Origin of the sequence: Spartinivicinus ruber, assembly GCF_011009015.1 — a bacterium.
In the GTDB taxonomy this organism is placed as follows: Bacteria; Pseudomonadota; Gammaproteobacteria; order Pseudomonadales; family Zooshikellaceae; genus Spartinivicinus; species Spartinivicinus ruber.
Map to the genome: position 1 here is coordinate 5,084,519 of NZ_CP048878.1, position 12,599 is coordinate 5,097,117.

Sequence of the window (12,599 nt, forward strand, 5' to 3'; positions counted from 1 at the left end):
CCATTCACTTTGGTTAGATAATAACAAACAGGTTAACGACCAATTCTAATAGCAAGCCGTCCCAACACACTAAACAACCATTCTCGGAAGCGTTTATGCCATGGTCTATCTAACCAGTTGGCAAAAGTATATTGCTTGCAGATATTGAAATCGTGCTCAAATAATAACTTAACGCCTTCAGCAAACGCCCCGGACTTAACTTCTTGGTTTGCATCTAAATTCCAACGTAAATTCCAATGGTCAAAGTTACAAGAGCCTATACTAACCCAATCATCAGCTAATACCATTTTAGCATGCAGACATCGGCTCTGATATTCATAAATCTTTACGCCATCACGAAGCTGACGGTAATAATAGCGCTGGCCAGCATAACGTACCCAGCGATTATCAGTATATTTTCCAGATAACAGCAGTCGTACATCTACCCCCTTTCTAGCTGCTCGACGCAATACCCGCCTCACTTTATTAGAAGGTAAAAAATAAGGAGTAGCCAGCCAAACTCTATGTTGCGCTTTTTTGATTTGCTTGACTAATGACCTGACAATATCTGCATCTATAAAATAGCTACCAAAACTCAACCTTGCCATAAAATGGGGAGCCACTTCATTTATATTGACTGTCGGCTGGCTTAACTCAATCGGCAATTCACTGCATCTCACCCATGTCTGTTTAAATAGTGTTAGCCAGTCCGCCACTACTTGCCCCGAAACCGCTAGCATCACCTCATGCCAGGTAGCCTTCCTCGTAATAGGGTTGTAAAAAACATCAGTAATGCCTAAACCGCCTATATAGGCCAGTTCACCATCAACTAAAATAAGCTTGCGATGATTACGGTTAAAGTTATCCGTCAGTCGCTGTTTTTTTAGACTTAATGGATTATACAATGTAAGTTGTACACCAAGTTTAAGTAGTCGTTGCCGGTCTTTTGCTGTTAACCCCAAACTACCAAAGTCATCAATCAAGCAAAATACTTTTACCTTCCTATCAGTCACTTCAGTCAGCACATCATATAGCGCTTCAAATAGTAGACCAGAAGTCATCAAGTACATTTCAATAATGACATATTCTTTAGCTTTAAGAATCGACGAAAAAATGTGCGGGAAAAACTCATTGCCATCAACGAGTAACTCTATATAGTTTGCAGTTCGCCAAGGGTAGTATTTAGTCACTTTGTATTCATTAAATAAAGTTCAGCACCCCATTGCTAATTCAGCCTATGCTCAGCAACCAAGGCTCGATCAAGTAACAAGTGATGTTTATCATGCCCTAAATACTCATAGGCAGCAAACCCATGCTATCACAGCAACTGGTTTCATTTATGTCAAACTTAACTTAGCCCAATGGATATAAAATCAATCTACATATAAATATAGCCCTTAATATAATTTATCTTGTTTTATTATACATCGTTCTATTTTTAGATCCGCAGTGTAAAAGACAATAAAGCCAAGTAAATAGCTTATAATTGACTATTGAAAGAAAGTAAGAAAGCAGAATGAGAGTAATAAAAACTACTATTCAAGTGTCGTGATAAGTTGTTGGCAGAGTTCAATTTGCTCCCTGGCTTGTTGCTCAGTTAACCCCGTCGCACAAAACACCTTTTGTGCAATCTCTCCCCCTTGTTTAGATAAGCTACGGCCTGCTTCAGTTAAAACAATCGATTTTTGGCGATCATTCCCAGGCTCAGCTTGACGTTCAACCAATGCTTTTTGCTCTAAACGTTTAAGCAATGGAGTCATTGTTGGCTTTGTTAAGCCTGTTTTTGCCGCCAGCTGGCTAATGGAAATACCTTCATTTTCCCATAAGGCCATTAACACCACGAATTGAGGATAGGTTAAATCCAATGGTTTCAATAATGGCTGATAATAGCGTGTGACCGCATTAGACGCGGCGTATAGTGCAAAACATAGCTGATCATTTAACTTGGGAGCAGACACATTAAAACCTTAACTCAATTCGTTACCACATAGTTTGCACACAAACTAATTGACAAGCAACTTCTCCAGCCATATTATTAGTCCACGAATAGTTCGCATGCAAACAAAAATTCACATAATCTATGCGTGAATATCCCTATGAGGAATAAACCATGTCAGTATACGATGAAATTTTACCTTCACTGATAACCACCACCCCCGCAGAAGGCAGAGAATTAGCTATAAAAATTGCGCGAAAAACGATTGCAGCCATTCAACCCGACGCAAATATTCGAGCTAAATTAAGGCCAGACTATGCAGAAGATAGCTCCAAACTAATGAAAGCAGGTCAAATAGTCGCTATTGAATTTCAAACTATAGCAGCGGCTAATAATTATTGGCGAAAATAACCATTAGTGTCTGTTAACACTATTTAGATCACCACTGCTGTAAACTATTTTTTGCCCAATGAGGCACAAGGAATGCCGTGTAGTCATTCTACATAAATGACTTGTAACAACCACTGCGTGGAGAAATGGGTTAATAGGCCCTAGTATTCAATTTTTAAAATTTAGTTGTTTAGTGGAATATTCATGTAGGAGTCCCTGTTTTAACTAATACCTCCTTTACTCTCCTCGGAGGACAAAAATATTTTTATGTCCTCCCTCTTTTTTCTTTCCATATCAGCAAATGAAATGTTATTTGCAACTTTGAATAGCCACTTACCTTGTTCATAAGATACATCCATATTATGTGCATTCTTAAGAATATTTATTAATAAATGTTAATTTTTTACTTTAAGCAATTTTAAATTGCTTATTAATACTCCATCGTATTGGAAATCATGTCGTATTATTTTGCCTTATATACGGTGTATTTTAATTACATCAATCAAAATTGACTGTTCATTGAGGTATAGGCTAGATTTCACTCTAAAAGATTACTCTGAAAAGGGTTTGTAATGAAAATATACGAACAGCCTACTGCTCCAAGCGCCCTTAGGGTTAGCTTATTCCTGGCAGAAATGGGCATCCACGTAGAACGGGTGAATGTTGATATCCGTGGAGGAGAAAACTTAAATGAATCATTTCAAGCCAAAAGTTTGAATAACAAAATTCCTGTACTAGAGCTTGATGATGGCACCACCCTTTGTGAAAGTATTGCGATTTGCCGCTACTTTGCAGAGCAATACCCTGCTACCCCTTCATTGTTTGGCGATACTCCATTAGAACGCGCCCAAGTGGAAATGTGGCAGCGTATTGTTGAGTTACAAGGACTACTGGTCGGTTTTCAAGCATTTAGAAATATTACTGGGGTTTACAAAGATCGTGAAAACTGTGTAGAGGCATGGGGAAATGAGTCTAAAGACCGGTTAATTAATTTCCTACCTACCCTCAACCGACAACTTGAAAACTGTCCATATATAGCAGGTGAAAAATATTCCATCGCTGATATTACCACTTATGTCTTAGTTAAGTTCATGGCTTATTTGGATATTCGCCTTGATGACACCCTACCTAACATACAAAGCTGGTATACCAGAGTAAGTGAGCACCCAGCGATTCAAGCCGTTTTAGGAGAACAAACATGATTGAACTGTATACTGCTGCCACTCCTAATGGCCATAAAATATCGATTGCCCTGGAAGAACTAGGCTTAAACTATCAAGTCCATCATTTAGACTTATCAGCAGGAGACCAAAAGCAACCTGATTATTTAGCCATTAACCCTAATGGAAGAATTCCTGCCATTATTGACCGTGATAATAACAACTTTATTGTGTTTGAGTCTGGCGCCATACTCATTTATTTAGCTGAAAAAACTGGGAAATTATTGCCCAAAGATCCCTACAAGCGCTCACAAACAATTCAGTGGTTAATGTTCCAAATGGGTGGTGTTGGTCCTATGATGGGACAAGCCAATGTATTTTACCGTTATTTTCCTGAGAAAATTCCAGCAGCAATTGAGCGTTATCAACATGAAGGACGTCGTTTATTTGAAGTAATGGACAAACAATTGATAACCAATCAATATCTTGCAGGAGATGAATACACCATTGCCGACATTGCCACCTGGCCATGGGTCCGCAATTATGAGTGGAGTGGTATTGATATTGCCGGCTTAAATCATTTACAACAATGGATCAACTTAATTGGCGAACGCCAAACAGTACAAAAAGGGATTGCTATCCCCCCCTCATCAGAAGCATCAGATGAAGAGAAAGCTCAGCAAATAAGCAAAATAGTGACAAGGTAAACTTACTAACAAGCACTATTATCAACGAAGTAACAATAAAAAAGACCATTTGATTAAAGGTCTTTTTTATTACAATGAATTAGCAGAAATATGACTAAGCAGTAGCCGCAGATTCGATAAAATACCGCTCATCCAACCCAGTTGGGCTAAACAGTTTCTTAATAAAGTCACTACCATTAGCAAACCGAAGCGTACCTACTTTCTGTATATTGATGAATAGCCCTAAAGCACAACTGCTGATATATTCAGTTTTTTCTAAATTTACAATCAATTGCTTAGACGAATCTCTATTGCAATAGGCATCTACGAAGGCAGCAACATCGCTACTTTTAAAAGTTTTACCTAAATGAATGACAACTTCATCATTCGTTTCAGTAGTCATAATAGCCATAACATCAACCTCTCCTGAATAACTGCCTGCTGCTTCCATGAACAATCACTTCGCTATTCAAACAGGCGGATGAATAATAAACACATGTAGAAATATAATTTTGTTTTAATTCACATTTTGCTTAATCATGCGATCAAAAAAAACAAAGGCATAGTAAAGTCACACAATATTTGTGATTAAAATCACGTTTTTTAATATATATCCGCTCGCACCGCCCCATTAGTAACTCTAGAATAGAGACATTTTACCCTTTTCTCCTAGGGCCTTATGCCTGGACAGTTGTACAGAATATAATCTTGTCTAAAAAATAAGCTATGGCTGTTTTAATCAAAGCATGTGATTACACGCCTTGATTATATTAATTATTAAGAAGTTAAAAGCATATCTCAGGGCAACTCTACTATTTTACAAAGCATCCAATGCTGCCTGATAGTTTGGCTCTTCAGTAATTTCTTTAACCAATTCACTATGAACCACTTTGCCTTGCTCATCCAAACAAATGACTGCCCTAGCAGCTAAACCTCGTAAAGGACCTTCATTAATATTCACTCCATAAGACTCAGTAAATTCAGGGGTACGGAAAAATGATGCAGTTACCACCCCATTAATTCCTTCAACTTCACAAAACCGCCCAGCAGCAAAAGGCAAGTCAGCTGAAATACAAATAACAGCGGTGTTTTCTTTTGCCGCTGCCTTCTGATTAAAAGCTCTAACACTGGCAGCACATACAGGCGTATCAATACTAGGAAAAATATTAAGCACAACTTTTTTGCCAGCAAAGGCGCCTAATTTAATATCCGACAAGTCAGCACCACACAAACTAAATGAGTTTGCTTTTTCACCAACTGTAGGAAATTTACCAGAAACGCTGACTGGATTACCTTGAAATGTAACAGTAGACATAATTAATACCTATTTGTCATTGAAAAAATGAAAAACCATTTTACTTATAAAATTAGGCAACAAGAAGCAACTAATTTATACTCTCAGCAACATATACAACACGTTTTTAAGTGGATTCTAGCTTATCAAGGAGGCTAAATATGGCCCTAACACCATCAAACATGATGCCATTAGGCACAATAGCACCTGACTTCACCTTACCTGATACTATTTCAGATAAAAAGTACTCATTGGCAGACTTGAAAGGTCCTAAAGGTTTATTGATCACTTTTATTTGTAATCATTGTCCATTTGTTATTCACATTATCGACCAATACACCCAACTGCTAAATGAATTTTCAGAACAAGGGATTGGTTGTGTAGCAATCAGTGCTAATGACGTGATTAGCCATCCAGATGACCACCCAGAAAAAATGAAAATAATGGCACAAAAACAAGGCTTTAAATTCCCTTATCTTTATGATGAAACCCAAGTAGTTGCAAAAGCTTATGAAGCAGCGTGCACGCCTGACTTTTTATTATTTGATAGCCAATTAAAGTGTGTTTATCGTGGCCAATTTGATGAAGCCAAACCAAGCAACAATAAACCTGTAACAGGCAAAGATCTACGACAAGCTCTTACCAGTCTAGTTGCAGGACAACCCATTTCAACAAAACAAGTGCCAAGTATGGGTTGTAATATTAAGTGGAAACATGCCTAAAACTGACGGCTAGATATACAACAGCTAGCCGTCGAGCATCAAAGCCCCATGAGCCTATACATAATAGGTGATTAGGGTAAGAGGTGAAGACAACAAGCCATAAAAATCATTCGTGAAGAGTATGCTATTTGGCTGCTTTATTTGCTACTCCTGCTAATAAGCCTTGAATTTTACTAATCAAAGCATCACAACCTTTCATTTGATGGCGTTTAACCAAATATTCTGGGTTATTGTAAGTAATCATTGTTTTGCCAGCTTTGTTTTGATACACCAGATATTTTTGTGGTAAGTCGATAGCAGTCGTGTGTGCACACTGCATTAACTTAGTACCTACATTAGGGTTACCAAAGATCACAAGCTTGGTTGGTGGTAACTCCAGGCCCACTTTTTTAGCATTATCTCTATGGTCGATAACAGTAAAAACCCTTACGCCTTTATCTTTCAGGTTGTTAAGTTCTTTTACTAAGTTGTCAGTTGTACGGTCCACATTATGAATAGACGAAATCTGTTCAAGACCATCAGCCCAAATACTGGCAGACATAGCCATACAAAGCAGGGTAAATAGTAGTTGCTTGGCTTTCATTGCAGTTACTCCTTATGTTGTTATTCAGCTCTTATAATAGACACTATTAACAGGCTAATCCTTCCAGGCAATTTAAATTTTAGGGAAGTAGCTAACAATTTATTTTTCACCCTGCCCTCTCGCCTTGGAGATTAGAATTTACGTATAATCCCACCATAAATAACAAAAAAACTAAGGAAGTGACTGTTGGATGTAGCAATTATAAACTGGGTTCAAGCTCAGTTAAGTAGTTTACACTTTGTTTTTCAACTATTTTCCTGGCTTGGCTATGGTGAGCTTTATCTGATAATCATCGGCTTACTTTATTGGGGCTGGAACCCACGCTTAGGTGTTAGTTTAAGCGGTTATTTATTGTTATCCAGCACACTAAACGGTATTTTCAAGTTACTCTTTCATGCTCCCCGCCCTTATTGGTTAGTCCCTGAATTATATAAAGGTATTCCCGACCATGCTTTTGGTATGCCATCAGGCCATGCTAATAGCAGTTTAAGCTTTTGGGGGCGCTGGGCTTTGGCGATTAGCCGCCCTGGTTTCTGGCTACTATCTATTAGCATTATGTTAATTGTAGGACTTTCCAGAGTTTATCTTGGAGCTCACTTTCCTAGCCAGGTTGTTGCAGGTTGGGGAGTTGCCTTAACCTGTTTAGTTATTTTTAGTTATTGTGAGAATAAAATAACTCCTTGGTTCATCCAACAAAGCTGTCGTACACAAATAGCAGTAGTACTCGGCATTTGTGGGGCTTTTTTATTAACAGGGATTTGCAGTTATTTAGCAACCTTGTCTTTTATTACTCCAGAGTATTGGCTAACTAATGCTTATGCAGCTAGCCAAACAGATAAACCCTTTATACCTATCAATTTAAAGTCCATTTGTCGTGATACAGCAATGCTGACTGGATTATGGATTGGCGCTATTCTCTGCTATCAACAGCAAGGCTGGCACCAACTAGCACAACCACACGGAAGATTAGTACGCTGCCTGGGGGGAATAGTCAGTGGACTGCTTATCTGGTATGGCTTAGGGTTAATCATAAAAGTAACTACTTCCTTTGATACAGTCAGCTACTATTTGTTACAAGTTATTCGTAGTTTTATTTTTGGGGTATGGGTAAGTTATCTATGGCCAAGGGTTAGCTTAAGGTGGCAAAGTCGTCATACGTTGTCACTGTAAACACTTATGAACTATGCTGAAAACAGTTAAGGCTTGATTGCAAAATATGAAGTATACACAACGCCACATGAACCAACCCAAGCATATTGCACTGGTGGCTCATGACAATAAAAAGAAAGAAATGCTAGCTTGGGTTAGCGAACACGCCCCCATCCTTGAGCAACATCAACTCTATGCAACAGGTACTACAGGTGCATTACTAGAGCATAACTTGGATTTAACTATCGAAAAGTTAATTAGTGGCCCCTTAGGTGGTGATCAGCAAGTAGGCTCATTAATTACCGATGGCAACATTGATATGTTGATTTTCTTCTGGGACCCTTTCGAGCCATTACCCCACGACCCAGATGTAAAAGCCCTGTTGCGTATTGCTGCGGTGTGGAACATTCCTGTTGCTTGTAATCAAGCCTCGGCTGACTTTTTAATCAGCTCACCACTCATAGGTGAAAACTACACACACAGTGTGCCTGATTATGAGCATTACCGAATTAAACGACGGCATATTGCAGAGACCAATTAATACCAACACCTACTTAGTGGGGAACGAACAATAATCAAGCTGAAACAAAACAGGTTATCTCTTCTGTCACAACTATACTTATAGCTTGAAAAAAACAAAAGCAACACAGAGAGGATAGGCTTATTATGGTGGATCTCGCCTACTTTTTACCACCATCACAGGGAGAACTTAATTTAGAGGCATATAACCCGAGTTATACCTTTAATTTGGATAAAACTAATGCCAAAAAAGAAGCACAAACCCTTGGCCTTAGCTTACACGAGTGGCAAACCAAGTTATTTGCAGAACAAAAGCAGTCCGTGTTAATTATTTTTCAAGCCATGGATAGCATTGCCAAACTATCCAATCTCCAACAGGTATTTACCAGTCTTAGTCCACACGGCATATCCGCCCACACTTTTGACCCCCCCGGTATAGATGATCAACGTCATGACTTTATTCGACGGTTTCACCATTATGCACCCAGTAAAGGCATGATTGGGATATTCAGTCATAGTTATTATGAGTGGATACTTCGGGATATAGTTAGTAATAATATTGATCCAAAATACTTACATAGTCATGCCACTCATATTAATAACTTTGAACTGCTGCTTAGGGATAGTGGTACTCAAGTAATTAAGTTTTATTTACATATTAGCCGTCAAGAGCACCGTCATCGCCTCTTGCAACGGCTTGCCAATCCTGAAGAGTTTTGGAAGTTAACAACTACCGACTTGCATATCCAAAAATATTGGAGCCAAACCATAAAAAGCTATGAGCAAATCATTCAACTAACCCATAGCCCATTACATCCCTGGTATATTATTCCTAGCGATTACACTTGGTTTCGTGACTTGCTTATAGCAAAAATCCTCAATCACACCCTCACGGCAATGAAGCCCAGTTATCCAGTAATCACCCCCCCTTTTACTGTAGATGACCTGCCAGATGAAATGGTTACCAGCCTCAGCAAACAAGCCAAAAAAACTAGCTAAGATAACTATTTTTAAGAAATACACCATGTGTTATTAAGCTTAATCAGGTAATCTATTTAGTCGGCTGATTAGTTAAATAAGAAATATTGGATATGCTGGACTGGTTACTTATTATCATATGTATAACAGCAGGCTTACTGTGGTGGGATGCAATCAAAGCAAAAGAAACTGCAAAGCAAGCGGTAGCGAGGGCTTGTAAATCTATGCAATTACAACTATTGGACGACACAGTTGCTCTTAATTGGGTGAAACTTAAACGTAATACACAGGGGCAAATAGTCTTTGCTCGTGGTTACCAGTTTGAGTTTAGCTTAGATGGTGCTGAGCGTTATAAAGGAGCTGTCCAGTTGCTGGGTTATAAAATACAACAAATGCAAATTGATAACCCAAATGAAGAGCCTGAAGCAACCAAACAAACCTACTTACAGTAATCAATCCAGTGCCTCGGTTTCTTTAAAAGAAAGGAGGGAAATCTCCCCCCTTGGTTTTAACTACACCACCCTTTTCGAGTGCCACCGTGATAGGGACGGGCTAATTTCGCCTTAATCAAGCTATTGGTTAAGCTCTTACCGTCAACATAGACATTTGCCAAGATTCTAAAATACTTACCTCGCTGTATATTACGTAGCTCAATTTTTTTAGCTGAACGCAATAAGCTCACAGTGTGCTGCTTGGCTTTGCGAGCCAGTTGTTTCTCTTTTTCACACTGACCCTTGAGTTCTGGTGTATCTACTCCTTTTACGCGGATAGAAACCCGTTCACCAATAATTTTAGGCCACCCTTTAATATTGACGCGAAAAGTATCCCCATCGTAGATACTGGTTACTTTACTAACAACAGCATGACCAAAATCAGTATCTTTAATACTTTTACCAAAAACAATTGCAGGGAAAAGGGCAACAATTAGTGTATATTTTTTCACCAATACTTCCTCACTTGACAAGAAGCACAGATATTAAACGAAATACACTAACTGTTGTGCTAACAACCAAGCAAAGTACCAAACTTATTATTTACTCTATGAATAGCCTGGGCTACTTCAACCCCTTCACAACATTAGGTGTACATAACTTGTTCGTCTGACAACTTTTTGTTATATTAGTTAAGCCTTACGCTGAGCCATAAACAGTAATAGGCACCGCTAGGAGTGCTGAGCCTCCTAGCCCGAATTTACATCAGACTACAAAATAGAAACCTTGGAGAGTACCTCTAGTCAATAATCGTTAACCGACACTCTTCCGCATTAAATTGGTTCCAAGATAAAAGCCCAAAGCCAGGTTCTGAATCACCAACATTCTTCCAGTTGTCATAGCTACCATCAGTAAAATAACAAGACCAGGATTGCATAATATGCTGGGTTGTGCCATCAACATCAGTACCTTGTTTATCACCTTTCTCTGCTCGCCAAACATGATTAGTACTATTGTAATAAAACAGGTTCGATCTTGATGCCGTGCGACCAGTACCATCCCAGTTATACATAGCCATACGAAGCTTACAGCCATCCACATCACCACAAAACTCATCAACTAACCGCTGGGGAATAATAAATGTAGTTCCTCGTAGATTATTTGAAGCAAACACAGTAATTCGATCAAGTTCTACTTCAATATTTCGTGAAATACCCTCAGTTAGTAATGAATCAGTATTAACTTCAAAGGTGGGATTAGTCATTTCCGGTTCAGGATTACCAAGCTTTATCATCTTCACCTCAGCCAAGGAAATGGATGAAAAAGCGGTAAGCATTGCTGTTAATAACGTTAGTTTCATTATTTATTATCCTGATTTTGTATACGCCGTCTGCTTGAATATTGCACCAACTACCGGCTGGTTAAGATAAAAGCCCAGCCACATTCTAACTTAGGCTTAAACAGGCAGACAAAGTAATTTTCTTTTATAAGTCATATAAAAATGCATAATGTAATATTTATTTAATCAAGGTGAATGAAAGTCATTTTTTTAGAAAACATAAAAAACTATCACTAAAGCTTAACAAAACTACAGTGGCAAGAAACGATTGGTTAACTAACATGATATGGAGCTGATTTTAGTCAGCAAACTGAAAAAACATTCCTTCATATTACAAACCTAATGTGACAGCAGTTTATATTATTATTTTTAAAAATTCGTTTTTATATAAGTGCTAAAAACATATTCAAGGAAAGATTAAAATGGCAAATCAAGCACATACAACGGAAGTAGAACTTTCACCTACCAAAGTTACCGCAGTAGAGTTTGAGCTTGTTTTAGCTCACCAGCATGGTAATCCAACTTTAACTATTACCGCTGAAGGACAAGCTGAAGGAATCACTTCCACTAAAGTAGTCGCTGTTGACTTACATGCAAAAATACCTGTTTTTAAGGTAGTAGGATACACTACTCCGGCTATAGGCTATTTCCCTTACACTGCCAAGCAAACTTTTGAAGGAGTCAGCCCCGACCTGCAAGAGATTAAAATTCAAACCCCTGATGGTACGACAGAATATAAAGTAACCCATTTATTAGCTGATTATGAACCCCAAGCTATTCCCGCATCAGTTAAGTCTGTTAAAGAAAATCAGGTGGTAGGTTATGCCTATAATCAAAGCAATCTGGATCTTGCCTTTAGTAATGCAGTTAAACAGCTCTATAATAAATATCCTGGGCATATATCAGCTAAAGTTGTCGATTCCGGCTTTATAGCTGCTGGTTCTCCAGTAGGGATTGCCTATACTTATGTAGTTGTTGAGCAAGAACAATAATAGTATTTAAGCTATACGACACAATCATTAAGAAATTCACTTAAGTTAAATACATTCTTTAAGGAGAAAGAAATGTCTTCTAATGCAAGCACAGCTCTAGGCGCATATGGTCCTTTTACCTGCAATATTGATCAGCAAGCAAAAGTTGCTTTTAGTGAAGCCTTTGAGCATTTTGTGGGAGTAAAATATGAACCTGTCTCAGTAGCCTCTCAAGTGGTTTCTGGCACAAACTACGCGTACTTCTGTAATGCAACACCTGTTTATCCTGGCGCAACTACTTATCCCGCGATGGTAACAGTCTATAAGCCTTTGGATGGACAAGCTTGTATTACTCATATAGAAAGACTGCCATATTAATCGCTGTTTATTTTTTAGATATCAGCATTAAGATAAAAGCCACTGAATAGCTTCAGTGGCTTTTTCTCTGTAGCTTTGCATCAG

Annotated in this window: 17 protein-coding genes; 10 read left to right on the forward strand and 7 right to left on the reverse strand. The window is 38.4% G+C overall.

Annotated features, from left to right (window positions below; translation table 11 throughout):
- Positions 1-32 precede the first annotated feature (32 nt).
- Together G4Y78_RS23095 and G4Y78_RS23100 are read right to left on the reverse strand one after the other, a co-directional pair.
- A complete protein-coding gene (locus tag G4Y78_RS23095) occupies positions 33-1,169 on the reverse strand; it encodes a phospholipase D-like domain-containing protein (RefSeq protein WP_163835245.1) in 1,137 nt (378 codons plus the stop codon).
- A 345-nt stretch (positions 1,170-1,514) separates the two neighbouring features.
- Positions 1,515-1,937 (reverse strand): MarR family winged helix-turn-helix transcriptional regulator, encoded by a 423-nt coding sequence (locus G4Y78_RS23100; RefSeq protein ID WP_163835246.1) that lies wholly within the window; start codon positions 1,935-1,937, stop codon positions 1,515-1,517.
- Between the two features lie 152 nt (positions 1,938-2,089).
- On the opposite strand from G4Y78_RS23100, the gene G4Y78_RS23105 reads away from it, so the two are divergent.
- From G4Y78_RS23105 to G4Y78_RS23115, 3 genes are all read left to right on the forward strand, one after another.
- Positions 2,090-2,326: a hexameric tyrosine-coordinated heme protein gene (locus G4Y78_RS23105; RefSeq protein WP_163835247.1), complete on the forward strand. Its 237-nt coding sequence runs from the start codon at positions 2,090-2,092 to the stop codon at positions 2,324-2,326.
- A gap of 551 nt (positions 2,327-2,877) precedes the next feature.
- Positions 2,878-3,507: a glutathione S-transferase family protein gene (locus tag G4Y78_RS23110; protein ID WP_163835248.1), complete on the forward strand. Its 630-nt coding sequence runs from the start codon at positions 2,878-2,880 to the stop codon at positions 3,505-3,507.
- A complete protein-coding gene (locus tag G4Y78_RS23115; RefSeq protein WP_163835249.1) occupies positions 3,504-4,172 on the forward strand; it encodes a glutathione S-transferase family protein in 669 nt (222 codons plus the stop codon). Before G4Y78_RS23110 ends, G4Y78_RS23115 begins: the two co-directional genes overlap by 4 nt.
- Positions 4,173-4,266: 94 nt before the next feature.
- Here G4Y78_RS23115 and G4Y78_RS23120 read toward each other — a convergent pair whose 3' ends face one another.
- Positions 4,267-4,602, reverse strand: a complete 336-nt coding sequence (locus G4Y78_RS23120; RefSeq protein ID WP_163835250.1) for an STAS domain-containing protein — start codon at positions 4,600-4,602, stop codon at positions 4,267-4,269.
- Between the two features lie 366 nt (positions 4,603-4,968).
- Positions 4,969-5,466: a thiol peroxidase gene (tpx, locus tag G4Y78_RS23125; RefSeq protein WP_163835251.1), complete on the reverse strand. Its 498-nt coding sequence runs from the start codon at positions 5,464-5,466 to the stop codon at positions 4,969-4,971.
- 140 nt (positions 5,467-5,606) lie between these two features.
- Here tpx and G4Y78_RS23130 point away from each other — a divergent pair, with 140 nt between their 5' ends.
- Positions 5,607-6,167 carry a thioredoxin family protein gene (locus tag G4Y78_RS23130; RefSeq protein ID WP_163835252.1) on the forward strand — a complete coding sequence of 187 codons (561 nt, stop codon included), beginning with the start codon at positions 5,607-5,609 and terminating at the stop codon, positions 6,165-6,167.
- Positions 6,168-6,291: 124 nt separating this feature from the next.
- Here the strand turns inward: G4Y78_RS23130 and G4Y78_RS23135 are convergent, their stop codons facing one another.
- A complete protein-coding gene (locus G4Y78_RS23135; protein WP_163835253.1) occupies positions 6,292-6,750 on the reverse strand; it encodes a DUF302 domain-containing protein in 459 nt (152 codons plus the stop codon).
- A 186-nt stretch (positions 6,751-6,936) separates the two neighbouring features.
- Between G4Y78_RS23135 and G4Y78_RS23140 the strand changes: the two genes are divergently transcribed.
- The 4 genes from G4Y78_RS23140 to G4Y78_RS23155 all read left to right on the forward strand — a co-directional run bounded on the left by G4Y78_RS23140 (position 6,937) and on the right by G4Y78_RS23155 (position 9,848).
- Positions 6,937-7,920: a phosphatase PAP2 family protein gene (locus tag G4Y78_RS23140; RefSeq protein WP_163835254.1), complete on the forward strand. Its 984-nt coding sequence runs from the start codon at positions 6,937-6,939 to the stop codon at positions 7,918-7,920.
- 46 nt (positions 7,921-7,966) lie between these two features.
- The gene (locus tag G4Y78_RS23145) at positions 7,967-8,440 is read left to right on the forward strand and encodes a methylglyoxal synthase (RefSeq protein ID WP_163835255.1); all 474 of its coding nucleotides are present in this window, start codon (positions 7,967-7,969) and stop codon (positions 8,438-8,440) included.
- 125 nt (positions 8,441-8,565) lie between these two features.
- Positions 8,566-9,417, forward strand: coding sequence for a polyphosphate kinase 2 family protein (locus G4Y78_RS23150; protein WP_163835256.1), 852 nt, complete (start codon positions 8,566-8,568; stop codon positions 9,415-9,417).
- A 92-nt stretch (positions 9,418-9,509) separates the two neighbouring features.
- Positions 9,510-9,848 (forward strand): DUF3301 domain-containing protein, encoded by a 339-nt coding sequence (locus tag G4Y78_RS23155; protein ID WP_163835257.1) that lies wholly within the window; start codon positions 9,510-9,512, stop codon positions 9,846-9,848.
- Positions 9,849-9,904: 56 nt separating this feature from the next.
- Here G4Y78_RS23155 and G4Y78_RS23160 read toward each other — a convergent pair whose 3' ends face one another.
- Both G4Y78_RS23160 and G4Y78_RS23165 read right to left on the reverse strand, forming a co-directional pair.
- Positions 9,905-10,339, reverse strand: coding sequence for a thermonuclease family protein (locus G4Y78_RS23160; RefSeq protein ID WP_230425639.1), 435 nt, complete (start codon positions 10,337-10,339; stop codon positions 9,905-9,907).
- Between the two features lie 287 nt (positions 10,340-10,626).
- On the reverse strand, positions 10,627-11,187 hold the full coding sequence (locus tag G4Y78_RS23165) for a hypothetical protein (RefSeq protein ID WP_163835258.1): 561 nt from the start codon (positions 11,185-11,187) through the stop codon (positions 10,627-10,629).
- Positions 11,188-11,588: 401 nt separating this feature from the next.
- Between G4Y78_RS23165 and G4Y78_RS23170 the strand changes: the two genes are divergently transcribed.
- Complete coding sequence (locus G4Y78_RS23170) at positions 11,589-12,158, forward strand: hypothetical protein (protein WP_163835259.1); 570 nt, start codon at positions 11,589-11,591, stop codon at positions 12,156-12,158.
- 72 nt (positions 12,159-12,230) lie between these two features.
- The gene (locus G4Y78_RS23175) at positions 12,231-12,515 is read left to right on the forward strand and encodes a hypothetical protein (protein WP_163835260.1); all 285 of its coding nucleotides are present in this window, start codon (positions 12,231-12,233) and stop codon (positions 12,513-12,515) included.
- The last annotated feature ends 84 nt before the right edge of the window (positions 12,516-12,599 follow it).